The sequence below is a fragment of the Micromonospora coxensis genome, from assembly GCF_900090295.1.
GTDB lineage: Bacteria > Actinomycetota > Actinomycetes > Mycobacteriales > Micromonosporaceae > Micromonospora > Micromonospora coxensis.
In genome coordinates this window covers 245864-267784 of the sequence record NZ_LT607753.1, presented here as the reverse complement: position 1 = coordinate 267784, position 21921 = coordinate 245864, and the positions used below count along the sequence as shown (strand labels likewise).

The 21921-nt window shown below is 73.8% G+C and carries 29 protein-coding genes, 1 tRNA gene and 1 riboswitch; of the genes, 25 read left to right on the top strand and 5 right to left on the bottom strand.

What is annotated here, in order from left to right; all coding sequences use genetic code 11:
* The first annotated feature begins 39 nt into the window (after positions 1-39).
* The 8 genes from GA0070614_RS01280 (at position 40) to GA0070614_RS01245 (ending at position 4818) form a co-directional block, all read left to right on the top strand.
* Positions 40-135 (top strand) — tRNA-Sec (locus tag GA0070614_RS01280).
* 20 nt (positions 136-155) lie between these two features.
* Positions 156-1454 carry an L-seryl-tRNA(Sec) selenium transferase gene (gene selA, locus GA0070614_RS01275; RefSeq protein ID WP_088974256.1) on the top strand — a complete coding sequence of 433 codons (1299 nt, stop codon included), beginning with the start codon at positions 156-158 and terminating at the stop codon, positions 1452-1454.
* Between the two features lies 1 nt (position 1455).
* Entirely contained in the window at positions 1456-3219 is a 1764-nt protein-coding gene (selB, locus tag GA0070614_RS01270) for a selenocysteine-specific translation elongation factor (protein WP_088974255.1), read from the top strand.
* 46 nt (positions 3220-3265) lie between these two features.
* A complete protein-coding gene (locus GA0070614_RS01265; protein WP_157744851.1) occupies positions 3266-3970 on the top strand; it encodes a hypothetical protein in 705 nt (234 codons plus the stop codon).
* Positions 3971-4016: 46 nt separating this feature from the next.
* Complete coding sequence (locus GA0070614_RS01260) at positions 4017-4214, top strand: hypothetical protein (protein WP_088974253.1); 198 nt, start codon at positions 4017-4019, stop codon at positions 4212-4214.
* Between the two features lie 43 nt (positions 4215-4257).
* Positions 4258-4446, top strand: a complete 189-nt coding sequence (locus GA0070614_RS01255; protein WP_088974252.1) for a hypothetical protein — start codon at positions 4258-4260, stop codon at positions 4444-4446.
* On the top strand, positions 4428-4568 hold the full coding sequence (locus GA0070614_RS01250; protein WP_231933466.1) for a hypothetical protein: 141 nt from the start codon (positions 4428-4430) through the stop codon (positions 4566-4568). The genes GA0070614_RS01255 and GA0070614_RS01250 overlap by 19 nt, the downstream gene beginning before the upstream one ends.
* Before the next feature lie 79 nt (positions 4569-4647).
* Entirely contained in the window at positions 4648-4818 is a 171-nt protein-coding gene (locus tag GA0070614_RS01245) for a hypothetical protein (RefSeq protein ID WP_172892344.1), read from the top strand.
* A 3-nt stretch (positions 4819-4821) separates the two neighbouring features.
* Here GA0070614_RS01245 and GA0070614_RS01240 read toward each other — a convergent pair whose 3' ends face one another.
* On the bottom strand, positions 4822-5472 hold the full coding sequence (locus GA0070614_RS01240) for a hypothetical protein (protein WP_088974251.1): 651 nt from the start codon (positions 5470-5472) through the stop codon (positions 4822-4824).
* 132 nt (positions 5473-5604) lie between these two features.
* Between GA0070614_RS01240 and GA0070614_RS01235 the strand changes: the two genes are divergently transcribed.
* The gene (locus tag GA0070614_RS01235) at positions 5605-5811 is read left to right on the top strand and encodes a hypothetical protein (protein ID WP_088974250.1); all 207 of its coding nucleotides are present in this window, start codon (positions 5605-5607) and stop codon (positions 5809-5811) included.
* Here the strand turns inward: GA0070614_RS01235 and GA0070614_RS01230 are convergent.
* From GA0070614_RS01230 to GA0070614_RS01220, 3 genes are all read right to left on the bottom strand, one after another.
* A complete protein-coding gene (locus GA0070614_RS01230; RefSeq protein WP_088974249.1) occupies positions 5808-6284 on the bottom strand; it encodes a hypothetical protein in 477 nt (158 codons plus the stop codon). The genes GA0070614_RS01235 and GA0070614_RS01230 overlap by 4 nt on opposite strands.
* Complete coding sequence (locus GA0070614_RS01225) at positions 6281-6490, bottom strand: phosphatidylethanolamine-binding protein (RefSeq protein WP_088974248.1); 210 nt, start codon at positions 6488-6490, stop codon at positions 6281-6283. The genes GA0070614_RS01230 and GA0070614_RS01225 overlap by 4 nt, the downstream gene beginning before the upstream one ends.
* 72 nt (positions 6491-6562) lie before the next feature.
* A complete protein-coding gene (locus tag GA0070614_RS01220) occupies positions 6563-7444 on the bottom strand; it encodes a universal stress protein (RefSeq protein WP_088974247.1) in 882 nt (293 codons plus the stop codon).
* A 117-nt stretch (positions 7445-7561) separates the two neighbouring features.
* On the opposite strand from GA0070614_RS01220, the gene GA0070614_RS01215 reads away from it, so the two are divergent.
* The 15 genes from GA0070614_RS01215 to GA0070614_RS01145 all read left to right on the top strand — a co-directional run bounded on the left by GA0070614_RS01215 (position 7562) and on the right by GA0070614_RS01145 (position 19995).
* The gene (locus GA0070614_RS01215) at positions 7562-8308 is read left to right on the top strand and encodes an SAM-dependent methyltransferase (RefSeq protein WP_088974246.1); all 747 of its coding nucleotides are present in this window, start codon (positions 7562-7564) and stop codon (positions 8306-8308) included.
* A 63-nt stretch (positions 8309-8371) separates the two neighbouring features.
* Complete coding sequence (locus GA0070614_RS01210) at positions 8372-9550, top strand: PP2C family protein-serine/threonine phosphatase (RefSeq protein ID WP_088974245.1); 1179 nt, start codon at positions 8372-8374, stop codon at positions 9548-9550.
* 42 nt (positions 9551-9592) lie between these two features.
* Entirely contained in the window at positions 9593-10066 is a 474-nt protein-coding gene (locus tag GA0070614_RS01205) for a MarR family transcriptional regulator (protein WP_088974244.1), read from the top strand.
* Between the two features lie 315 nt (positions 10067-10381).
* The gene (locus GA0070614_RS01200) at positions 10382-11023 is read left to right on the top strand and encodes a CDP-alcohol phosphatidyltransferase family protein (RefSeq protein WP_088974243.1); all 642 of its coding nucleotides are present in this window, start codon (positions 10382-10384) and stop codon (positions 11021-11023) included.
* Entirely contained in the window at positions 11020-11976 is a 957-nt protein-coding gene (locus GA0070614_RS01195; protein WP_088974242.1) for a DUF881 domain-containing protein, read from the top strand. Before GA0070614_RS01200 ends, GA0070614_RS01195 begins: the two co-directional genes overlap by 4 nt.
* Positions 11973-12305 (top strand): small basic family protein, encoded by a 333-nt coding sequence (locus GA0070614_RS01190; protein WP_067311500.1) that lies wholly within the window; start codon positions 11973-11975, stop codon positions 12303-12305. The genes GA0070614_RS01195 and GA0070614_RS01190 overlap by 4 nt, the downstream gene beginning before the upstream one ends.
* Positions 12306-12316: 11 nt before the next feature.
* Positions 12317-13282 carry a DUF881 domain-containing protein gene (locus GA0070614_RS01185; RefSeq protein ID WP_088979126.1) on the top strand — a complete coding sequence of 322 codons (966 nt, stop codon included), beginning with the start codon at positions 12317-12319 and terminating at the stop codon, positions 13280-13282.
* A 57-nt stretch (positions 13283-13339) separates the two neighbouring features.
* Positions 13340-13720 (top strand): glycine cleavage system protein GcvH, encoded by a 381-nt coding sequence (gcvH, locus tag GA0070614_RS01180; protein WP_088974241.1) that lies wholly within the window; start codon positions 13340-13342, stop codon positions 13718-13720.
* A 223-nt stretch (positions 13721-13943) separates the two neighbouring features.
* Positions 13944-14396, top strand: coding sequence for an oxoglutarate dehydrogenase inhibitor Odhl (odhI, locus tag GA0070614_RS01175; RefSeq protein WP_088962138.1), 453 nt, complete (start codon positions 13944-13946; stop codon positions 14394-14396).
* Between the two features lie 50 nt (positions 14397-14446).
* Complete coding sequence (gene ftsR, locus GA0070614_RS01170) at positions 14447-15145, top strand: transcriptional regulator FtsR (protein ID WP_172892343.1); 699 nt, start codon at positions 14447-14449, stop codon at positions 15143-15145.
* Positions 15146-15326: 181 nt separating this feature from the next.
* Positions 15327-15791 (top strand): bifunctional nuclease family protein, encoded by a 465-nt coding sequence (locus GA0070614_RS01165; protein ID WP_088979125.1) that lies wholly within the window; start codon positions 15327-15329, stop codon positions 15789-15791.
* A 200-nt stretch (positions 15792-15991) separates the two neighbouring features.
* A complete protein-coding gene (locus tag GA0070614_RS01160; protein ID WP_088974239.1) occupies positions 15992-16573 on the top strand; it encodes a MerR family transcriptional regulator in 582 nt (193 codons plus the stop codon).
* A 357-nt stretch (positions 16574-16930) separates the two neighbouring features.
* Entirely contained in the window at positions 16931-18118 is a 1188-nt protein-coding gene (locus tag GA0070614_RS01155; protein ID WP_088974238.1) for a nitric oxide synthase oxygenase, read from the top strand.
* A 3-nt stretch (positions 18119-18121) separates the two neighbouring features.
* Entirely contained in the window at positions 18122-19339 is a 1218-nt protein-coding gene (locus tag GA0070614_RS01150) for a globin domain-containing protein (protein ID WP_088974237.1), read from the top strand.
* Positions 19336-19995, top strand: a complete 660-nt coding sequence (locus tag GA0070614_RS01145) for an SPFH domain-containing protein (RefSeq protein ID WP_088974236.1) — start codon at positions 19336-19338, stop codon at positions 19993-19995. Before GA0070614_RS01150 ends, GA0070614_RS01145 begins: the two co-directional genes overlap by 4 nt.
* A gap of 27 nt (positions 19996-20022) precedes the next feature.
* Here the strand turns inward: GA0070614_RS01145 and GA0070614_RS01140 are convergent, their stop codons facing one another.
* Positions 20023-20694, bottom strand: coding sequence for an SDR family oxidoreductase (locus GA0070614_RS01140; protein WP_088974235.1), 672 nt, complete (start codon positions 20692-20694; stop codon positions 20023-20025).
* Between the two features lie 69 nt (positions 20695-20763).
* Here GA0070614_RS01140 and GA0070614_RS01135 point away from each other — a divergent pair, with 69 nt between their 5' ends.
* Positions 20764-21660, top strand: a complete 897-nt coding sequence (locus GA0070614_RS01135) for an NAD-dependent protein deacetylase (RefSeq protein ID WP_088974234.1) — start codon at positions 20764-20766, stop codon at positions 21658-21660.
* A 114-nt stretch (positions 21661-21774) separates the two neighbouring features.
* Positions 21775-21871: riboswitch (glycine riboswitch) on the top strand.
* The last annotated feature ends 50 nt before the right edge of the window (positions 21872-21921 follow it).

Here is a 21921-nt window from a genome sequence, read left to right as displayed (position 1 = left end):
GCCACACGCCCCGGCGGGCGCTGTGGTTGACTCCTGGGCGGAGGCGTTCAGGCGGCTGGTGCCCCTCCCGGTCTTCAAAACCGGTGTGGTCCGGTACCCGGGCCAGGCGGGTTCGATTCCCGTCCGTCTCCGCCAAGCAGCACGGGAGATGACGCATGGGCGAGGCGGTGGCCGACCCGCGGCGGCGGGTGCCGCGCACCGACACCCTGCTCGCCGACCCGGGGCTGGTCGCGGCCGTCGCCACCCTCGGCCGGGACCGGGTCAAGGCCGCCGTCGTCGCCGCCCAGGGCCGCGCCCGGCGCGGTGAGATCACCCCCGACGAGGTACGCGACACCGCGCTCGCCGCCCTGCCCGCGCCGACGCCACGGGCCGTGCTCAACGCCACCGGCGTCGTGCTGCACACCAACCTCGGCCGGGCGGCCCTGTCGGACGCCGCCGTCGAGGCGGTCGTCGCCGCCGCCGGGCACACCGACGTGGAACTGGACCTGCGCACCGGCCGGCGGGCCCGGCGCGGCCGGGACGCCCTCGACGCGCTCGCCGCCGCCGTGCCCGACGCCGCCGCCGTGCACGTGGTGAACAACGGGGCCGCCGCGCTGGTGCTGGCCGCCACCGCCCTCGCCGCCGGCCGGGAGATCGTGGTCAGCCGGGGCGAACTGGTCGAGATCGGGGACGGCTTCCGCCTGCCCGACCTGCTGGAGAGCACCGGGGCGCGGCTGCGCGAGGTCGGCACCACCAACCGCACCACGCTTGCCGACTACGCCCGGGCCGTCGGCCCGGACACCGGCTTCGTGCTCAAGGTGCACCCGTCGAACTTCGTCGTCACCGGCTTCACCTCCGCCGTGCCGGTACGCGAGCTGGCCACCCTCGGCGTGCCGGTGGTGGTCGACATCGGCTCCGGCCTGCTCGCGCCGGACCCGCTGCTGCCCGACGAGCCGGACGCCGCCGGCGCCCTGCGCGCCGGGGCCACCCTGGTCACCGCCAGCGGCGACAAGCTGCTCGGCGGCCCGCAGGCCGGGCTGCTGCTCGGCGACGCCGACCTGGTCGAGCGGCTGCGCCGGCACCCCCTGACCCGGGCGCTGCGGGTGGACAAGCTGACCCTGGCGGCGCTGGCGGCGACCCTGCACCGCCCCGGCACGCCCACCCGGGCCGCCCTGCACGCCGACCCGGCGGCGCTGCGGGAACGCGCCGAACGGCTGCGCGACGCCCTCGGCGCGCACGGCTGCCCGGCCGAGGTGGTGCCCAGTGTCGCCGTGGTCGGTGGCGGCGGCGCCCCCGGCGTCGAACTGGACTCCTGGGCGGTGCGCCTGCCCGGGTCGTACGCCGGGCCGCTGCGCCTGGGCAGCCCACCGGTGCTCGGCCGGATCCTGCGGGGCCGGCTCCTGCTGGACCTGCGCTGCGTGCCCGCCGCCGCCGACGACACGCTGCGCGCGGCGGTGCTGCGGGCGGCCGGCTGACATGCACGTCGTCGCCACCGCCGGACACGTCGACCACGGCAAGTCCACCCTGGTCCGGGCGCTGACCGGGATGGAACCGGACCGGTGGGCCGAGGAACGTCGCCGGGGCATGACCATCGACCTCGGCTTCGCCTGGACCACGCTGCCCTCCGGCGACACCGTCGCGTTCGTCGACGTGCCCGGCCACGAGCGGTTCGTGCCGAACATGCTCGCCGGCATCGGCCCGGTGCCCGCCGCGCTGGTCGTGGTCGCCGCCGACGAGGGCTGGATGCCGCAGTCCGCCGAGCACCTGGCCGCGCTGGACGCGCTCGGGGTGTCGTACGGGCTGCTCGTGGTGACCCGCGCGGACCTGGCCGACCCGGCGGCGGCGATCGCGACGGCCGGGGCGGAGATCGCCGCCACCTCCCTCGGCGAGGTCGAGGCGGTCGCGGTCAGCGCCCGCACCGGCGACGGCCTGCCGGCGTTGCGCGCCGCCCTGGACCGGCTGGTCGCCCGGCTGCCCGCCCCGGTGCTGGACGCCCCGGTGCGGCTCTGGGTGGACCGCTCGTTCACCGTGCGGGGCAGCGGCACGGTGGTCACCGGCACCCTCGGCGGCGGCCGGCTGCGCGTCGGCGACCAACTCGCCCTCGCCGACACCGGTGAGCTGGTCCGGGTGCGCGGCCTGCACCGCCTGGGCGCGGCCCGGGAACAGGTGGAGGCGGTCGCCCGGGTGGCGGTGAACCTGCGCGGCGTGCCGAGGGACCGGCTGGCCCGTGGCGACGCCCTGCTGACCCCCGGCCGGTTCCACCGCACCGACCTGGTCGACGTGCGCGTGGCCGGCGACCGGGCGGCCGACCTGCCGGCCACGCTCACCCTGCACGTCGGCGCGGCGGCCGTGCCGGCCCGGGTCCGACCGCTCGGCGTCGACACCGTCCGGCTGCGGCTGGCCCGGCCGCTGCCGCTGCTCATCGGCGACCGGGCGCTGCTGCGCGACCCCGGCCGCCACCACGTCGCCGGTGGGGTGACGGTGCTGGACGTGGACCCGCCGCCGCTGACCCGCCGGGGCGCCGCCGCGGCCCGGGCCACTGTCCTCGCCGACCTCGACGGACGGCCCGACCTCGCCGGTGAGCTGCGCCGCCGGTCGCTGGCCCGGGTCGGCGAGCTGACCCGGATGGGGGTCGGCGTCACCGCCGGACCGGTGGCCGGGGACTGGCTCGCCGACCCCGGGCACTGGCGGCGGCTGGGCATCCGGCTGGTCGAGGAGGTCACCCGGTACGCCCGCGAGCACCCACTGGAACCGGGAGCGCCGGTCGAGGTGCTGCGGCACCGTCTCGACCTGCCCGACCGGGCCCTCGTGGCGGCCCTGGTCCGGCCGCCGCTGACGCTGCACGCCGGCCGGGTGACCAGCGCCCCCGCCGACACGCTGCCCGAACCGGTGGCCCGGGCCGTACGGCGGGTGCGCGCCGAGTACGCCGACCACCCGTTCCGCGCCCCGGAGGCCGACCGGCTCGCCGCCCTCGGCCTGGGTCCCCGGGAGATCGGTGCGGCGGTCCGCGCCGGCGCGTTGCTGCGTCTCGCCGACACCGTGGTGCTGCTGCCCGGCGCGGCCGACGACGCGGTGCGGGTGCTGGCCGCCCTGCCGCAGCCGTTCACGCTCAGCGCGGCCCGGCAGGCGCTGGACACCACCCGCCGGGTGGCGGTGCCGCTGCTGGAGCTGCTGGACCGCCGTGGCGCCACCCGTCGGCTGCCCGACGACGCCCGCGAGGTGGTCGCCCCGCCGGCCTGACCCTGCCCGGCGCGGCGGGGTTGCCCGAGGATGACACCGTGGCGGCGTGTCCGAGCCTCTCCTGTCACCCGGGCCGCCGGCGCGTCGCCCGGTGCTCAGCGTGGTGCTGCTCGTCGGCTGGCTGCTCTGGGCGGTGTCGGCCTGGTGGGCCAGTCCACGCCAGGTGGACGTCGCGTGGCTGGACCGCGACCTCGCCGCCGGACGGGTGAGCGGCTGGGACCGGGCGCAGGGCTGGATCGACGACGGGGTGTTCCTCGGGGGGATCGCGCAGGCCCGGACGGACCGGCACGGCGCCACCATCGTCTGGACGACGCCCGGCGGGCAGACCCGTGCCGTGGACCTCGGGGCCGACGGCACGGGTCCCGGATCCCGACTGGACGGCTACACCACCCGACTCACCGCGGTCCGTCCTCCGGGCGTCGACCCCGGCGGCCCCGCCCCGGTGCTGGCGGTGGCGGTGTCCGTGCTCGCGATGGCGGTCGGGCTGGTCTGGCTGGTGGCGTTGGTCACCGGGCCGCCGCCGCGGCACGGCACCCGCTGGTTCTGGTTCTGGCTGGGGCTGCTGCCCCCCTTCGGCCTCGGCGTGCTGGCCTGGCTGTACGCCGAGTGCTGGCGTCCCCCCACCGGGCGGATCGACCGGCACTCCGGTCTGCTCGGACTGGCCTGGGGGTTCGCGGTGGGCCTGGTGCTGTCGGTCGTGACGATCGGTCTGCGCGCGGCGCTCGGCGGGAACGTCGTACCGGGCGGGTGAGCGCAAGCCGCTCCGCCGGTGCCCCGGCGTCGCCTACGGTGACGCCATGGACCCTTCGGCGGTCTGGCGGGACAAGAACCACCGCTGGCGGATCGAGGCGTACCGGGCGCCGGACCTGCGATTTGCGATCTTCGCCACCAACGGCACGACCGAGTCCGCGCCGCTGTGGTTGTTCGGGATGTCGGCGCTGGCCCGCTGGTTGATGACCCACGCCATCTCCCTCGACGACCTGGAGACCGACTGACGGGCGCCGGAGAACCGGTCGACGAGCGCGGACCGGGGGTGCGGTGGGCGGTCAGCTCGCGCTGGTGGCCGTGCTGGTGCTGGTCAACGCCGCCCTCTCCGGCAGCGGGATGGCGTTGGTGACCCTGCGCGAGGGGCAGCTGCGCCGGCTCGCCCGGACCGGGCGAGCCGGCGCGCCGCTGGCCCGGTCCCGCTGTCGCGCGACCACACCACCGTGGCGGGGCTGGTGCTGACCGGGTTGGGCCGGCTGCCGAGCGGCCCGGGCGACACCGTGCGGCTGCCCGGGCTCACCGTCGAGGTGGCCGACCGGGCGGTACGCCGGGTCCGGCTGGGTGGCTCCGCGACGCAGTGTTGACCCGCACGGGTGACAGGACGTGAACCGCGTCGTCCCGGCCGGCGGGCGGACGTACGGTGCGGGCGTGAAGGACCGAGGCATGCGGACGTTCCTGGCGGTGCTCGCCGGGCTCGCGGTGATCTACTTCGGGGTGACCGGACGCAGCGGCGCCGAGGAGGGGAGCGGGGTCTCCGGGGGAGTGCTGCTGCTGGCCCTGCTCGCCTCCCTGCTGGTGTGGCACCTCACCAAGCCGGGGCAGCCGGCCAAGTGAGGCTCACCGGGCCGCGGTGCGGTTGACCTCCCCGGCGGACTCCTCGCCGAGGGCGACGCGCACCAGCGCCGAGGCGAGCCGGCCGAAGTCCGCCTCGCCGACCAGGCCGGCCAGCCCGCGCGGGTTCGCCGGCAGCCCCAGCCGCCGGGCCCCGGCGAGGGCGCGCCGGTCGGCGTACGGGCGCACGTCCGGCCAGACCGTCTGCGCCTCGCGCAGGAAGATGTCCGCGCCGGTCGGGCCGATGCCGGGGAACTCGGTCAGCAGCCGGCGCAGCGTGCTCGGCTGGCCGTCCGCCTCGCGGTGCAGCCGCCGCAGGTCACCGTGCCAGCGGTCCAGGCAGAGCCGGGCGCCGGTGCCGAGCATCGTCGCGGTCCGCTCGTCGTAGCGGCGGTAGTGGCCACGACCCAGCGCGTCGACCCGGTCCTGCCAGCTCGCCGCCTCCATCGCCTGCGGGGTGCGCCAGCCGGCGGCGAACAGCTCCCGCGCGGCGGCCACCGCCACCTGGGCACGGATCCGGGTGCTCAGCAGCGTGGCCAGCACCAGCAACTGGTAGAGCGGCCCCGGCCGGTCGGTCAGCCGGATCCCGGCCTCCTCGGCGTACGTGCGTCCCTGCCGGTCCAGCAGGACCCGGGCCACCCGGTGTTCGTCCCCCATCACCGTGCTGTACCCGTCCGGGCGTGGATCAGCCCGGGCGACGGCGATCCGAATGCGCGCCACGGCGGTGGGTAAGCCGATCAGGTGCGCGGCCGAGGCGTCGCGCGCTTCCCATCGGGAAGGAGATCCGTCGTGGTGCAACCGCAGCAGGAGGAGTTCCGGCGCAACGACAAGGGCGCCACCAGCCAGGACAGCAAGGGACCCCGGCCGACCGGTCATCCGCTCAACAAGAGCCACTCGACCGGTGACCGGGGCAGGCCCGTGCCCAAGGGGCAGGTGTCGCCGTACGGCCCGGCCGGTGAGCCGGTCGCCGACGACGAGAGCGACGCACGGGGCTAAGACCCCCGCCCGGAGGGCGGCCGCAGCCGGTTCCAGGTGGCTGCGGCCGCCATTCCGTACGCCAGGTGCGGCACGATGTCGGCGACCCAGTCGGTCCGCCGCCAGGTGCGCGGGTCGGTGACCCCGAGGATCGTCATCGACGTGTCGGAGATGGCCATGACCGTGCCGCCGGCCAGCACCGGGCCGACCGACAGGGACACCCGGCGGTCGCCGGCGAGCGCCCCGAGGAGCGCGCCGACGGCGATGCCCATCCCGTAGCCGAGGACCGGCCCGAGGCCCGAGCGGCGGTTGACCGCCCGGTCCTCGGGCCCGAGGTCCACGTGCGCCGTCTCGGCCAGCCGGCGGGCCGTCTCGTCCGGGGTGCTGCTCGCCGGCCGAGCCCGCAGCACCATGTCGAGGTAGCTGACCACGTTCAGCGCCGCGCTGCCGACCGCGCCGGCGATCGCTCCGTCGACCAGGCCGGACGCCCTCACTTCGGGTCGCCGGGTTCGCGTTCTCCCTTGGGGCCGAAGGTCCGTTCGCCCCGGACCACGCCCCGCTGGCCGCGATCCTCCTGCAGGATCCGGTTGGCGACCTGGTTCGCCTCCTGGTCGGCCGCCCGCCCGGACTGCTCGACCATGTCGCGCAGCCGTGCGCGCTCCTTGTCGTACGCGTTGCTTCCCGGCCGTGGTCCTGGCATCGCCGCCTCCTCGGTCGCTGTCACCGCGTGCCGTACCCGGGCCGTCTACCCGTCTGCGGCCGCGCCAACCGCTCAGTCGGGGGCCCGCACCACGGCGACCGGGCTGGCGCTGTGGTGCAGCACCCCCTGGCTCACCGAGCCGAGCAGCAGGCCGCTCAGCTCGCCGCGTCCCCGGCCGCCGACCACCGTCAGCAGCGCCCGTTTCGACGCGGCGGTGAGCGCGGCGACCGGCCGGGCCCGGACCACCTCGTGGGTGACCGCGAGGTCCGGGTGCCGGTCGTGGACGCCGGCGAGGGACTCGGCGAGCACCCGCTGCTCCTCCTCGCGCAACTCCGACTCGTCGTAGACCAGCGGCTGCATGTCGCCCGGCCCGAGGGAGGCCGGGTGCTTGTACGCGTGCACCGCGTGCAGGCCGGTGCCGCGCAGGCTGGCCTGTTCGGCGGCGAACGCGACGGCGCGGCGGGAGGTGGGGGAGCCGTCGACGCCGACCACCACCGGTCCGCCGGGGTGCTCCTCGCCGCGGGCGACCAGCACCGGGCAGTCGGCGTACGTGGCGACCTGGACGGCGACCGAGCCGACGACCAGGGACGCGAACCCGCCCAGGCCCCGGTCGCCGAGCACCACCAGCACGGCGGTGGGGGTTTCGCCGAGCAGGACGGCCGACGCCTCTCCGTCGATGATCTCGCCGGTCACCCGGAGCCCCGGGGCGGTCGCCTCGGCCTCGGCGACCGCGTCGGCCACCAGCCGTTCGGCCTGGTGGCGCAGCCCGGCGCCGGGCGGGCCGGCGACGGCCTGGTCGACGGGGACCCGCAGCAGCGGCCAGATGAACCCGTGCACCACCCGCAGCGGCCGGTTGCGCCGGGCCGCCTCCGCGGCGGCGAGCCGTACCGCGCGCAGCGCCGGCTCGGAGCCGTCCACACCCACCACGACCGCCGCGCCGTCCGCCGAGTTCACGTCCGTCCACCTCCTGTCCGGTCAGTATCGCGGGCCGGGTGCTGTCGCCGGGCCGATACCGCCACGACGGCCGGCGTCGATACGCTGTCGGCCACCCGCTGGAAGGGAGCCTCGTCGATGGCCGAACCGGAGCAGCCGAGCACCGCCCGCATGATCGACTTCTGGTTGGGCGGTGAGCACCACTACCCGGTGGACGTGGCCGCCGCCCGCGCGTTCGAGGAGGCGTACGGCCCCTGCGCGGCCATCTTCCGTGACCTGCGGGCCTTCCTCGGCCGGGCGGTGACGGCGATCGCCGACGCCGGTGTGGACGGCTTCCTGGTGCTCGGGGCGGGGCTGCCGACCCGGGGCAACGTGCACGAGGTCGCCACCGCGGCGAACGTGCTCTACACCGACGTCGACCCGGTGACCGTCCGGCTCGGGCAGCAGATCCTCGCCGACAGCGACCGTGCCGGCTACGGCTACGGCGACGCCACCGACATCGGCACGGTCGACCGGGCCCAGTTGCACCGGTTCGTGCCGGGCTGGGGGAGGCGGCCGGTCGGGGTGGTCTTCCTCGGGTTGGCGGCGTTCCTCGACGACGCGACGCTGGCCCGTACCCTGGAGGAGATCTACGAGGCGGTGGCGCCGGGCAGCTTCCTGGCGTTCGACTTCGACAGCGAGGAGCTGGCCGGGTATCCGCAGGCGTTGGCCATGATGGGGCCGCAGTTCCGGATGCGTGATCCGGCGTCGTTCGGTCCGCTGCTGGGCCGGTGGGCGCCGACGGGGGACGGCATCGTCGCGGTGTCGCGGTGGCGGGTGGACGGGGAGCCGGCGGCCGTGCCGGACGCCTTCCACGGTGGTCTGGCGGTCAAGCCGACCGGGTGACCCGGCGGGGCCGGCCCTCCGTATGATGCTTGCCCTGTAGCAAGAAAACTCGGAAGGACGAACATGCCGGACGTGCCCGCCGCGGTGTCCCGTGCGCTGCGCGCGGCCCCACCGGATCACCTGGTGGAGACCACGGACCGCACCCTCCGGTCGCTGCTCGGCGCGTCGCGGGTGGAGGTCTTCCTCGCCGACTACCGGATCAGCGGGCTCTGGCCGGTGCTCGGCACGCACCTGCCGGAGGCCGGCTTCCTCGCCTGCGCAGGCGTCGCGCAGCGCTGCTTCAGCAGCCAGCAACCGGTGTTGGACGCGCACGAGGAGGGGCACTGCCGGATCTGGGTGCCGGTGACGGCCTGGGGGGAGCGGCTGGGGGTGCTCCTGGTCGAGCTGACCACCGCGCCGGACGCCGACACGGTCGCCGGGGTGGGGGAGGTCGCCGGGGAACTGGCCACCGCCCTGCGCGCGGCCGACCGGGAGACCGACCGCTACCGGCGGGCCCGGCGCCGCGAGCGGCTCAGCATGGCCGCGGAGATGCAGTGGGACCTGCTGCCCGGGCGCAGCGTCCGGCACGAGGCGTTCCTGCTGGCGGGGCAGCTCGAACCGGCGTACACGGTCGGCGGCGACCACTTCGACTGGGCGGTGGACTCCGGGCGGCTGACCCTCACCGTGCTCAACGGCACCGGCACCGGGATCGCGGCGTCGCTGCTGACCGCCCTGACCGTGAACGCGATGCGCAACGCCCGCCGCTCCGGCGGCGGGTTGGTGGAGCAGGCCGAACTGGCCTCGGACACCATCTTCTACCAGCACCGGGGGCAGCGACACGTGGCCACGCTGCTGCTGGCGGTGGACACCACGACCGGCCGGGTCCGCGCCGTGGACGCCGGCTCGCCCCACCTGCTGCGGCTGCGCGGGGGCACGGTCACCCCGATCGAACTGGAGCGCCAGCTCCCGCTGGGCATGTTCGCCGAGACCCGGTACGCGGTGCAGGAGTTCGACCTGGCGCCGGGGGACCGCCTCTTCGTGGTCAGTGACGGCGTGTACGCCGCGCAGCCCGGCGGCCAGGAGGCCTACGGCGAGCGGGCGATGGCGCGGTCCATGCGGTCCACGCGGTTGCAGCCGGCCACGGAGGCGGTTGGTACGGTGATGCGCGAGCTGTTCGCCTACCACGCCGAGACCGACCTGCGTGACGATGCCGTCGTCGTCTGCCTGGACTGGCTCGGAGCCAGCGGTCCGGGCGGACGGTGACCGGCCGGCAGGTACGAGCGGGACGATCGCAGGGGACAGCGGGTGGACCGACCTCCGAATCTCGCCGCGGCGATCGACGCCGCGGCCGAGGCGCTGATCGGTGTGCTCGATTCGGCCTCGTCCCGGCACCAGGTGGCCGTCCCGCCGACCCAGCTGCGGGTGCTCTCCCTGATCACCGAGCGGCCGGAGACCAACGTGAACCGGCTGGCCGAGCTGCTGGACGTCGTGCCGTCCTCGGCCAGCCGGCTCTGCGACCGGCTGGAGGCCACCGGCCTGCTGCGGCGGGTGGCGGATCCCCGCGACCGGCGTGAGGTCCGGCTGGTGCCCACAGCGGCGGCGGAGACGCTGTTGCGGGAGCTGAAGGAGCGCCGGCACCGCGCGGTGCAGGCGGTGCTCGACCGGATGCCGGCGCGCGAGCAGCACGAGCTGCTGCTCGCGCTGCTCGCCTTCGCCCAGGCGGCCGAGGCGGCGGCCACTCCGGCGGACAGCACCGACGCCACCGCCCTCACCGCCTGAACCGCCGCATCCCACCTCGGCACGAGGATCGTGAACTCCGCTGGACGACTAGTGTCCTAGGATGCCTTACGGGTGGTGACGCACCACACAACAAGCACCGATCGACGACGCGAACGCGGGCCGAGGAGGTGCAGACGTGAGCCCGATATAGTGGCTGCGCAACTCGCCGGCCCACGGTCACGACACCGGAGCCGGCACCAGGGGGAGGTCCCAGCCCGGGATCGCCGAGGCGCCGGCGCTGCCGGCCCGTCAGCGCGCACGTCCCACCGAGGTGTCCCACCCGGGCACCCGGTGCGTGCTGCGGAGGGAGGTTCGGTGTCGCGTCGGCCGGCTCGGGCAGAGCAACCGCACGGCTCGGGCGGGGTCACCGTCGCCGGTGACCAGGTGCTGACCCTGCCGAACCTGATCAGCGCCGTCCGGCTGCTGGGCGTGCCGTTGTTCCTCTACCTGTTCCTCGTGGCCGAGGCCGACGTGGCGGCGATCGTGGTGCTGGCCCTCGGTGGCACCACCGACTGGGTCGACGGCTGGATCGCCCGCCGGCTCGGCCAGGTCAGCCGCCTCGGCGAGCTGCTGGACCCGCTCGCCGACCGGCTCTACATCCTGGCCACCCTGCTCGCCTTCACCGCCCGCGAGGTGGTGCCGTGGCAGTTCACCGCCGCGCTGCTGGCCCGCGAGGCGCTGCTGCTCGGCTCGCTGGCGGTGCTGCGCCGTCACGGCTACGGCCCGCCGCCGGTGCACTACGTGGGCAAGACGGCCACCTTCCTGCTGCTGGCGGCCTTCCCGATCCTGCTGCTGGCGCAGACCGCGGGCGCGGTGGCGACCGCGGCCTCGGCGATCGGCTGGGGCCTGGCCTGGTGGGGGCTGGTGCTCTACTGGGCGGCCGGCGCGATGTACGTGGTCCAGGCCGGCCGGTTGGTCCGCGCGGTGCGGGCCCGGTCCGGGGGAGCGGCGGCATGAGCACCGGCCCGGACTCCGGTGGGCGCCCGGCGCGCGTGTTCACCCCGGACTTCCTCACCGAACTGTTCCGCAACCCGCTCGACCCGGGGTACGCCGACGCGGCGGCCCGGCGGCGGGAGTCGCCGTCGTCGGCGTCGGGGTGGCGGGGCGCGTCGGCGCGGACGGTCAGCGTCCTGGTGCTCGTGGTGGTCGGGTTCCTGTTCGCGGTGGCGTACCGGGAGACCATGGCCGAGGAGCCGAGCCGCAGCCAGGCGCGGGCCGGGCTGATCGCGCAGATCAAGCAGCGGGAGGCGGAGACCGACCAGATGACCGCCCGGGCGGACCGGTTGCGCGAGGAGGTGGGTCGTCAGCGCGACGCCGCGTTGAGCGGTTCGCAGGCGGCCCGGTTGCGCAACCTGGAGGCGGGCACCGGTCTGGGTCGGGTGCGTGGCGACGGCGTGGTGGTGCGCATGGTCGACGCGGCGCCGAAGGAGGACGACGCGGTGACCGGTGACTCGGAGGCCGGTCCGAGCCGGGTGATCTACTCCGACCTGCAGAAGGTGGCCAACGATCTGTGGGCCGCCGGGGCGGAGGCGGTGGCGATCAACGGTCAGCGGTTGACGGCGACGTCGACGATCCGTTCGGCGGGTGCGGCGATCCTGGTGGACTTCCGGCCGGTGACGAGTCCGTACGAGGTGACGGCGATCGGGCCGGGCTCGATGCGGGACAGGTTCGAGGAGAGCCGGTCGGCGTACCTGATGCGCCGGGTGGCCAAGCAGACCGGCCTGTCGTTCCAGGTGCGCGAGGCCGACGACCTCACCCTGCCGGCCGCGCCGGAGCCGCGGCTACGCTACGCGCAGCCTTCGGTCAGTCCGGTCCCGTCGCCGTCGGGTTCGGGCGGCGCCGTTGGTTCGACCAGTCCCGGGCCGACCGGTCCGGGTACGTCTCCCCGCCCCTCCGGAGGTGTCCGATGATCGCGGTGCTGGCGTTGCTCGCCGGTGTGGTGCTCGGGATCTACCTGGATCCGACCGTTCCCGCCGCGTTGCAGCCGTACCTGCCGATCGCGGTGGTGGCCGCGCTCGACGCGGTGTTCGGTGGGGTACGGGCGAAGCTGGACCGGATCTTCGACGACAAGCAGTTCGTGGTGTCGTTCATCTCTAACGTGCTGGTGGCGGGTCTGATCGTGTACCTGGGTGACCAGTTGGGGGTGGGCGGTCAGCTCTCCACCGGTGTGGTGGTCGTGCTCGGGGTGCGGATCTTCGGCAACGTGGCGGCGATCCGTCGTCACCTGTTCCGGGCGTAGGGTTCGTGGCGATGAGCGACGAGCAGCGGGACACCGGGACGGGGTGGCCGGAGCCGACGGGGCCGAATCGTCCGTCGGGGCCGGCGGGTGAGCCGGATCCGCGGCCGGACGCGCCGGATCCGGACGAGATCAGTCCGTTGGTCGTGCCGGAGGAGCCGCGGGTCGGGGGCGTCGAGGACGATGCCCACGCGACGGTGGACCTGGCGGAGGCGGCGGTGGCCCCACCGGAGCCGGAGCCGGAACCGACGCCGGCGGGTGCGGGTGGTCGGGGCGCGTGGGGCGGGCGGGTGAGCTCGGCGGGCGTGATGATCGCGGTGCTGTTGGCGTTGCTGGGTTTCACCCTGGTGGTGCAGTTGAAGACGACGTCGACGGATCCGACGTTGGCGGCGACGCGGCAGGAGGACCTGGTCCGGATCTTCTCGGATCTGGATTCGCGGGAGAAGCGGCTGCAGCAGGACATCGAGGCTCTCGAGGAGAGTCAGCGGCAGTTGCGGTCGGGTGAGCAGGGCCGGCAGGCGGCGTTGGAGGAGGCGCGGCGGCGGGCGGACCAGTTGGGGATCCTCGCGGGGACGTTGCCGGCGCGGGGGCCGGGGTTGTCCGTGCGGTTCGTGCCGGGTGGGAAGCCGATCGCGGCGGAGCGGATCCTGGACGCGGTGCAGGAGTTGCGGGGCGCGGGGGCCGAGGCGATGCAGATTTCCGGTGTGGGCGGGTCGCCGGTGCGGATCATCGCGTCGACGTACTTCCTGGACGGGCAGAACGGGTCGTTGGTGGTGGACGGCCGGTCGTTGTCGGGTCCGTACACGATCACGGTGATCGGTGATCCGACGACGATGTCGACGGCGTTGAAGATTCCCGGCGGGGTGGCCGCGACCGTCGCCGGTGACGGCGGTAACGTGATCGTCGAGGAGCGTGAGGTTGCCGAGGTTTCGGCGCTGCACGGGCCGATGAAGCTGGAACACGCCCGTCCGGTCTCCTGACCGGCGCGGCCGCGCCGGGTCTTTCCCCGGTGCACCGATGGATGAAGGACGCGTCTGGTGATTCCTGAGGATCTGCGTTACACCGCTGAGCACGAGTGGGTGGTCGGCGCCGACGGCGGCGTGCTGCGTGTCGGCATCACTCACTTCGCGCAGGATGCGCTGGGCGACATCGTGTTCGTCCAGTTGCCGGACGAGGGTGCGGTGGTGGCCGCCGGTGAGCCGTTGGGTGAGATCGAGTCGACCAAGAGCGTGTCGGAGATCTACTCGCCGGTGAGCGGTACGGTGTCGGCGCGGAACGAGGCGCTGGGTGACACTCCTGAGGTGATCAACACGGATCCGTACGGTGCGGGTTGGTTGTTGGAGATCACTCCGGATGATCCGTCGGCGGTGGACGGGCTGTTGACGGCTGCGGCGTATCGCGAGCTCACCGCGAGCTGAGTGTTGCCCGTGCCGGGCGTGGGGGACGATGATGTTCCCGCGCGTCCGGTTGCCCTGCATTTCGGCGCTGGCTAGGCTCGCCCAGTCGACCGAGAACCCAATAGTTGAGCGTTGTGTAATTGCCTTCCCGGGCACGGGGAGCCAGCCGCCGGGTGTGCGACTGCCCGGCGGCCAGACCCGCCATTACCCCGACGCTGACCGAACAGATCCGTGAGGTGGTCCCATGACGCGCCCAGGCGACGAGTTCCCCCCGCTCGACGTCACTTCGACGCTCAATCTCGGTTCGTTGGACGAAGTGCTGGAGGGGCCGGACACCGATGTGGTGCCGAGCCGCATGTCCGGCTCGTTGCCGCCCGGGATGGCGCTGCTGGTGGTTCGGCGTGGGCCGAATGCCGGTGCGCGGTTCCTGTTGGACCATGACGTGACGACGAGTGGCCGGCACCCGGACAGTGACATCTTCCTCGACGACGTGACGGTGTCGCGGCGGCACGCGGAGTTCCACCGTGACGGTGGGACGTTCACGGTGCGGGACGTGGGCAGCCTGAACGGTACGTACGTGAACCGGGAGCGGGTCGAGGCTGCGACGTTGAGCAACGGTGACGAGGTGCAGATCGGTAAGTTCCGTGTGGTGTTCATCGCCGGTCCTCGCCCGGAGGAGGAGGCCGGCCGGGGGTGAACGAGCCTGCGGCTTCCTCGCCGCCCGGGGCGGCCCGGTCGCATCCGCTGATGAGTATCGGTGAGGTGCTGGGGCAGTTGCGGGGGGAGTTCCCGGACGTCACGATCTCGAAGTTGCGGTTCCTGGAGGCCGAGGGGCTGGTGGAGCCGCAGCGGACGGCGGCGGGTTACCGGAAGTACAGCTGGGACGACGTGGCCCGGCTGCGGTTCGTGTTGACCGCGCAGCGGGATCAGTATCTGCCGTTGCGGGTGATTCGTGACCAGTTGGCCGAGTGGGATGCCGGTGGTGAGGCGCCGGGTCGGCAGCGGCCGACGTTGGTGGCGGTCGGTCCGGGTGGCGAGGTGCCGGGCCGTGCGGTGGAGGAGCCCGAGTCGTCGCAGGTGCGGCTCGGGCGGGCCGATCTGGTGGCGCGCAGCGGCATCGACGAGTCGACGTTGGGCGAGTTGGAGCGCCTCGGTGTGCTGGTGTCGGATCCGCCGGGTTGGTACGACGCGGATGCGTTGATCATCGCGCGGGCGGTGGCGGGTCTGGCGGCGTACGGGTTGGAGCCGCGGCATCTGCGGGGGTACCGGTCGGCGGCGGATCGTGAGGTCGGCTTGTTCGCGCAGTTGGTGGCGCCGTTGGCGCGGCAGAGTGATCCGGCGGCGCGGGCGCGGGCGGCGGAGACGGCGCGGGAGTTGGTGGCGTTGTCGCAGCAGTTGCACGCGGCGTTGGTGCGGGTGGGGTTGCGGTCGACGTTGGGCCGGTGAGCCGGCTGTGGTGGTGTGTGCGGAAAGATCTGCCCCGGGAAGCGTGTCGTAGGCTTGCCGGGGTAACCCTTTTCCGGCGCGGGGCGTGGGCTGGTGCGCATGGGACGACCGTGTCGCGGTCCGTGTACCGTGCAGGGAAGGGCGCGGTGCGGGCTTGGATGACAACGACACGGAGGCGGCGGTGCGCGAGCTGAGCGTGGTCGGAGTTCGGGTGGAGCTGCCGAGCAACCAGCCGATCGTCCTGCTCAGGGAGGTCGAGGGCGACCGCTATCTGCCGATCTGGATCGGCGCGGTGGAGGCTACGGCGATCGCCTACGAGCAGCAGGGGGTCAAGCCGGCGCGGCCGTTGACGCATGATCTGTTGCGGGACGTGCTGGCGGCGTTGAAGGCGCCGTTGCGGGCGGTGGAGATCACCGAGTTGAAGGAGAACGTCTTCTACGCGGATCTGCTGCTGGGTGACGGGGTGCGGGTGTCGGCCCGGCCGAGTGACTCCATCGCGTTGGCGTTGCGGGTGGGTGCTCCGATTCGTTGTGCGGAGCAGGTCCTCAGCGAGGCGGGGATCGTGATCCCGGACGAGCAGGAGGACGAGGTGGAGAAGTTCCGCGAGTTCCTGGACCAGGTGCGTCCGGAGGATTTCGCCGGCTGAGTGTGTCGTCGGCGAGTTTCCCGTCACGGCGGTCACGGTGGGTGACGTGTCGTGGTGTGGGTGGGTGTGTCGTGTCGCTGCGCGGCGTGTCGCGACCGTTCCTGCGTGGTAACCCCGGGGTGCGTCTGTAGGGTTGCCGTGTCGAGGGGTGCACGTCCCGGAAACGACGTGTCACCGCACTGACGGGGAGGTTGGTCGGGATGCACGAGCCGCGGGATCCTGAGCCGGTTGCGGAGCGGGGCGAGCCGGGTGTGGTGGCGACTGACGGTGACGGTTCGGTGGGTTACCGGGGTGTGACGGCCTGCCACGCGGTGGGGATCAGTTATCGCCAGTTGGACTACTGGGCGCGTACGTCGCTGGTGGTGCCGAGTGTGCGGGACGCGTCGGGGTCGGGTACGCAGCGGTTGTACTCGTTCCGCGACCTGGTGGTGTTGAAGGTCGTGAAGCGGTTGCTGGACGCGGGGGTGTCCCTGCAGAACATCCGTAAGGCGATCGAGGCGTTGCGGTCGCGTGGGGTGGAGGATCTGGCGGGGATCACGCTGATCTCGGACGGCACGACGGTGTACGAGTGCCGGTCGCCGGAGGAGGTGGTCGACCTGTTGCAGGGTGGCCAGGGTGTGTTCGGCATCGCGATCGGTGGGGCGTTCAAGGAGATCCAGGGTTCGTTGTCGCATCTGCCGGCGGAGCCGGCGACGCCGGGGGGCGGGGAGTCCGCCGAGACGGCGTCGGAGGTGGTGGGCGACGAGTTGGCGGCGCGTCGGGCGCGTCGTCGGGCCGGCTGATTTTTCGTCGGGGCGCCGCGGCCGGGTTCGCCGGTCGCGGCGTTTTCGTGTGCGCGGGTGGCGGTGGTGCGGGCGCGGTGGTGTCCGATGTGCACACTCCCGGGTGGAGTCGTCTTGTTGACAGTTGTGGTCATCCCAGGCACCCTGTCCAGGGTGATCACCAAGGGCACTAGATCGTCACTGTGAGTGATGGTCGGTGGGTTGGTGCCGAGCTGATGCGTGGGTGCGGCGTGCGAGTGCGTCGGGGCCTGCCGGAGGACGGGAAGACAAGCCGAAGTGCACACTGACCACCATGTCGGCCTCCGCGGTGTACGGGCCGGCGGCGCTGTCGTCGATCGTTCGGAGTCGGGCTGCCCGGTGACGGGGGTGTCGGCGCAGCGGGAGGCGTCGCCGGGTGACCTCGTCGAGGAGGCGGTGGAGTTCCTGGAGCTGTACCACCGGGAGCGGCGGTTGCCGGGGCTGGCGGAGCGGCTGGCGCAGGTGCGTGACGAGATCGCGGTGACCGGGTCGTACCGGCACACCCGTGACGAGTTGGGCTACGGGGCGAAGGTCGCGTGGCGGCAGTCGGTGCGGTGTGTGGGACGGATCCGGTGGGCCGGGTTGAAGGTGCGCGACCGGCGGCACGTGACGACGGTGGCGGGGATCGCGCGGGAGTTGGCGGCGCATCTGGCGGCCGGGGACAACGGTGGGCGGATCCAGTCGGTGGTGACGGTGTTCGCGCCGGACCGGCCGGGGGTGGGTCCGCGGGCGCGGATCTGGAACGACCAGTTGATCCGCTACTGCGGGCACCGGCGGGACGACGGGTCGGTGCTGGGTGATCCGGCGCAGGTGCCGATGACGGAGGCGGCGCGGCGGTTGGGGTGGCGTACGCCGCCGGTGCCGGGGCGGTTCGACCTGCTGCCGTGGGTGATCGAGACGGCGCAGGAGGAGCCGACGGTGGTGGACGTGCCGCGGGAGTTGGTGCGGGAGGTGGCGTTGACGCATCCGGACCATCCGTGGTTCGCGGATCTGATGTTGCGCTGGCACGCGCTGCCCGTGATCAGCAACATGCGGTTGCGGGTGGGTGGGGTGGACTACAGCTGCGCCCCGTTCAACGGCCACTACCTGGGTGACGAGATCGGCACCCGCAACATGGGCGACCGGGAGCGGTACGACCAGCTGCGGGTGGTGGCCGAGGCGTTGGGGTTGGACACCTCGCGGGAGGACAACCTGTGGCGTGAGCACGCGGTGCTGGTGATCAACCAGGCGGTGTTGCATTCGTTCAAGCTGGCCGGGGTGCGGGTGTCGGATCCGCACACCGAGTCGGAGCTGTTCATGAAGTTCTGCGCGCAGGAGGAGCGGGCGGGGCGGCCGGTGCACGGTGACTGGTCGTGGCTCAACGGCAGTGTGGGGTGGGCGGCGTTGCACGCGGTGCATCACCGCTACTACGACCCGGGGGTGCCGAATCCGAACATCTGGCCGACGGAGCGGGTGTACGACCCCGAGGGTGTGGTGAAGTCGACGCTGCGGGAGCGGCACGCGACGGCCCGGGCGCAGGAGGGCTGAGGCATGGACAACGCGGCGCTGCGGCAGAGTTGGACGCAGTTCTCGGCGGCGGGTCCGGAGGCGGCGAAGTACTTCTACGCGACGCTGTTCATGGTGGCGCCGGAGGCCCGGTCGATGTTCCCGACGAACATGCAGTACCAGGAGGACAAGCTCCTGGCGGCGTTGGGGCACATCATCATCAACCTGGACGATCCGACGGCGTTGACGGCGTTCGCGCATCGGCTGGGCGCCGACCATCGTCGGTTCCACGGCCAGGACCAGCGGGGCAACGCGGTGGTGCTGGGGGAGCGGCACTACATCTGGGTGGGGCAGGCGCTGCTGGCGACGTTGGAGCGGTTCCTGGGCCCGTACTGGACGCCGGCGTTGAAGGCGCAGTGGGCGGCGGCGTACGAGGCGGTGGCGAAGCTGATGCTCACCGGCGCGGCGGAGTCGGAGCGGACGACGCCGCCGTACTGGGAGGCGGAGGTGCTGGGCGCGGAGCGGCGCCGCTCGGACATCGCGGTGTTCACGGTGCGGCCGAACTATCTGTGCAACTACCTGCCGGGGCAGTCGTTGCCGGTGCAGGTGCCGCAGTTGCGGTTGTGGCGGTACCTGTCGCCGGCGAACGCGCCGCGCGCGGACGGCACGATCGAGTTCCATGTCCGGGCGACGGGCCGGTTCTCCACGCACGTGGTGCGCAAGCTGCGTACCGGTGACCGGCTGCTGTTGGGGCATCCGACGGGTACGGCGTTGTCGTCGTACGACCGGGCGCCGCAGTTGCCGTTGCTGCTGATCGCGGGGGGCACCGGGCTGGCGCCGTTGCGGGCGGTGGTGGAGGCGGTGCAGCAGGGTTCGGGGCGGCGGACCACCCTGGTGGTGGGTGGGCGTACCCCGGACGACCTGTACGACGACAAGGCGTTGGCGCAGTTGTCGTCGATGCCGGCGCCGGGTGGTGGTGCGGCGTGGTTGCGGTACGTGCCGACGGTGGAGGTGGGTTGGGGTTGGCCGGGGGCGGTGGGCACGGCGGTGCAGACGGCGGTGCGGCTGGGCCCGTGGGAGGAGACCGAGGTCCTGGTCTGTGGGAGTGCGCAGATGACGCGGGAGACGATCACGGTTCTGACGCGGGCGGGTGTGCGTCCGGAGCGGATCCTGACCGAGAGTTACGATCACTCCTTCTATCCGCCCCTCGCGGAGGCCGGCGTGCCCGCCCCGCGTGACTTCAGCTGGACGGGTGTCCGATGAGCATCGACCACACCGATCGTGTCACCGTGCCGGGCCTGGCCGAGCAGGGTGAGCTGGGCCGTCAGTTGTCCATGTTGGAGGCGCGGCGGTTCCGGGGCAGTCACTGGCTGTCCGCCGACGAGGTGGCCGATCTGGTGCGCGCCGGCGACGACCGGATCGCGGTGCTGGTCAACGAGTTGGACCGGCACCGGCGGGAGAACCAGGGTCTGCTGAGTCAGGTGGAGATGCTGCGGCACGGCACGTTGCCGTCGACGGCGCCGCAGGGGCCGGATCCGATGGCGGTGGAGCTGGCGATGCGGGCGCAGGACGAGGCGAACCGCACGATCGGTGAGGCGAGCGCGGAGGGTGCGGAGATCCTGGCCGACGCGCGGCGGCAGGCCGACGAGATCCTCGCCGAGGCGCACCGCCGGGCGGGCGCGTTGGGCGCGGCGGCGCCGGGCGCCCCGGTCGGGTCGGCGGGTGCGTCGCCGGAGACGCAGCGCCGGTTGCAGGAGTTGGAGGAGCGGCACGCGGCGGCGTTGGCGGCGGTGGCGGCGGCGCAGCAGCAGCTGAACCGGTGGCAGGCGTACCTGTCGGCGCAGTCGGAGCAGTTGCGCGCCGACGCGCAGGCGGCGGCGGGCGCCAGCGCGCAGCTGCGGGCGGTGCTCGGCGGCTGACCCACGCGCCGAGGGGCGGGCGCGGGGTCAGGTGGTCGGGTCGGTGGTTTCGACGGCGGCGACCGCGTCGGCGATCGGCAGGTCCCCGCCGACGAGTTCGAGGGTCGCGCCGATGGTGCCCGGGTGGTGCAGCAGCGCCACGAGGACCCGGGCGACGTCGGTGCGGGTGACCGCGCCGCGCGGGGCGTGCCGGTCGAGGTGGATGCGTCCGGTGGGCGGGTCGTCGGTGAGCCGGCCGGGACGCAGCACCGTCCAGTCCAGGTCCCGGCCGGTCAGGTCGTCCTCGGCGGCCCGTTTGGCCCGCAGGTACGCCGCCCACACCTCGTCGGTGCCGGGCGCGGGTGGGTCCTCCACGCCCATCGAGGAGACGAGCAGGTAGCGGCGTACTCCGGCGGCCTGGGCGGCGTCGGCGAGCAGCACGGCGGCGGCCCGGTCGACGGTGTCCTTGCGGGCGGCGCCGCTGCCGGGGCCGGCGCCGGCGGCGAAGACGACCGCGTCGGCGCCGTCGAGGTGGGCGGTGACCTCGTCGACAGCGGCGGTTTCCAGGTCGCAGACGACCGGTTGGGCGCCGAGGGCGCGCAGCGGGACGGCGTGGTCGGGGTTGCGGATCAGGCCGACGGCGGTGTCGCCGCGTCCGGTGAGTTCCCGTTCGAGCAGTTGGGCGATCTTGCCGTGGCCTCCGGCGATGACGACGCGCATACCGGCCAACCTAGCGGTGCGGGCCGGGCGACGACGCTCACTCCGCCCGTGCGGCTGCGCTGAGGCAGCATGGGTGGGGTGACCGAGACGTTCGACGAGCTTGCCGCGCTGGTGGCCGCCGGTGGTGTCGTGGTGCTCAGCGGGGCGGGGTTGTCCACCGAGTCGGGCATCCCGGACTACCGGGGGCCCAGTGGCGCGGCGCGGCGGCACACCCCGATGACCTATCAGACGTTCACCGGCGATCCGGTGGCGCGGCGGCGGTACTGGGCGCGCAGCCACCTGGGGTGGCGCACGATCGCCCGGGCGGTGCCGAACGACGGGCACCGGGCGGTGGCCGGGTTGCAGGCCGCCGGCCTGGTCGACGGGATCGTCACGCAGAACGTCGACGGGTTGCACACCGCCGCGGGGGCCACCGGGGTGGTGGAGCTGCACGGCCGCCTCGACGAGGTGGTGTGTCTGGACTGCGGCAACCGGACCTCCCGGGAGGAACTGGACCGGCGGTTGCGCGAGGCGAACCCGGGGTTCGACGCCGCCGCGGGGGTGCTGAACCCGGACGGGGACGTGGAGCTCGACGACGCGCAGGTGGCCGGGTTCCGGACGGGGGACTGCACGTTCTGCGGCACGGGGGTGCTGAAACCGGACGTGGTGTTCTTCGGTGAGACGGTTCCGACGGAGCGGGTGTCGCGCTGTTTCGCGATGGTGGGCGCGGCCCGGGCGCTGCTGGTGCTGGGTTCGTCGTTGACGGTGATGTCGGGGCGGCGGTTCGTGCTGCGGGCGGCGAAGCTGGGCGTTCCGGTCCTGATCGCCAACCAGGGGCCGACCCGGGGCGACGGGTACGCGACGCTGCGGGTGGACGCGCCGCTGGGGCGGCTGCTGCCCGCGCTGGCCGAGGCGGTGGGCGCGCCGTGGCGCGGGGACACCGGCGCGGGGGTGGCGCCGGTCGGGGTGGCCCCGGCGGCCCGCTAGCCTGCTGCCGGGGAGGTTCGTGCCGGTTCGTCGCCTGTGCCGGCCCCGTTGACCCGGTGGCGGGGGTACGACCTCTGCCGGAAACCGTGGCGCTGGTAGCGTTGACCATGCCGTAGCACCCGCGCGGGAGAGACCGCCCCTTGACCGGGGTGGCGCCGAAGGGGCAGATCCCTCCCCGGAACCTCTCAGGCAAAAGGACCGCGTGGGCAGGCACTGTGGAGCGCCGTCGTGTGCGACTCAGGGGGAGGCCGACCCGTCGAC

What these genes read in the sequence shown, in the direction of transcription:
- selA (WP_088974256.1), top strand. Translation starts at nt 156, where the DNA reads ATGGGCGAGGCGGTGGCCGACCCGCGGCGGCGGGTGCCGCGCACCGAC.
- selB (WP_088974255.1), top strand. Translation starts at nt 1,456, where the DNA reads ATGCACGTCGTCGCCACCGCCGGACACGTCGACCACGGCAAGTCCACC.
- GA0070614_RS01260 (WP_088974253.1), top strand. Translation starts at nt 4,017, where the DNA reads ATGGACCCTTCGGCGGTCTGGCGGGACAAGAACCACCGCTGGCGGATC.
- GA0070614_RS01245 (WP_172892344.1), top strand. Translation starts at nt 4,648, where the DNA reads ATGCGGACGTTCCTGGCGGTGCTCGCCGGGCTCGCGGTGATCTACTTC.
- GA0070614_RS01240 (WP_088974251.1), bottom strand. Translation starts at nt 5,472, where the DNA reads ATGGGGGACGAACACCGGGTGGCCCGGGTCCTGCTGGACCGGCAGGGA.
- GA0070614_RS01225 (WP_088974248.1), bottom strand. Translation starts at nt 6,490, where the DNA reads ATGCCAGGACCACGGCCGGGAAGCAACGCGTACGACAAGGAGCGCGCA.
- GA0070614_RS01215 (WP_088974246.1), top strand. Translation starts at nt 7,562, where the DNA reads ATGGCCGAACCGGAGCAGCCGAGCACCGCCCGCATGATCGACTTCTGG.
- GA0070614_RS01210 (WP_088974245.1), top strand. Translation starts at nt 8,372, where the DNA reads ATGCCGGACGTGCCCGCCGCGGTGTCCCGTGCGCTGCGCGCGGCCCCA.
- GA0070614_RS01195 (WP_088974242.1), top strand. Translation starts at nt 11,020, where the DNA reads ATGAGCACCGGCCCGGACTCCGGTGGGCGCCCGGCGCGCGTGTTCACC.
- GA0070614_RS01190 (WP_067311500.1), top strand. Translation starts at nt 11,973, where the DNA reads ATGATCGCGGTGCTGGCGTTGCTCGCCGGTGTGGTGCTCGGGATCTAC.
- GA0070614_RS01185 (WP_088979126.1), top strand. Translation starts at nt 12,317, where the DNA reads ATGAGCGACGAGCAGCGGGACACCGGGACGGGGTGGCCGGAGCCGACG.
- odhI (WP_088962138.1), top strand. Translation starts at nt 13,944, where the DNA reads ATGACGCGCCCAGGCGACGAGTTCCCCCCGCTCGACGTCACTTCGACG.
- ftsR (WP_172892343.1), top strand. Translation starts at nt 14,447, where the DNA reads ATGAGTATCGGTGAGGTGCTGGGGCAGTTGCGGGGGGAGTTCCCGGAC.
- GA0070614_RS01160 (WP_088974239.1), top strand. Translation starts at nt 15,992, where the DNA reads ATGCACGAGCCGCGGGATCCTGAGCCGGTTGCGGAGCGGGGCGAGCCG.
- GA0070614_RS01150 (WP_088974237.1), top strand. Translation starts at nt 18,122, where the DNA reads ATGGACAACGCGGCGCTGCGGCAGAGTTGGACGCAGTTCTCGGCGGCG.
- GA0070614_RS01145 (WP_088974236.1), top strand. Translation starts at nt 19,336, where the DNA reads ATGAGCATCGACCACACCGATCGTGTCACCGTGCCGGGCCTGGCCGAG.
- GA0070614_RS01140 (WP_088974235.1), bottom strand. Translation starts at nt 20,694, where the DNA reads ATGCGCGTCGTCATCGCCGGAGGCCACGGCAAGATCGCCCAACTGCTC.
- GA0070614_RS01135 (WP_088974234.1), top strand. Translation starts at nt 20,764, where the DNA reads ATGGGTGGGGTGACCGAGACGTTCGACGAGCTTGCCGCGCTGGTGGCC.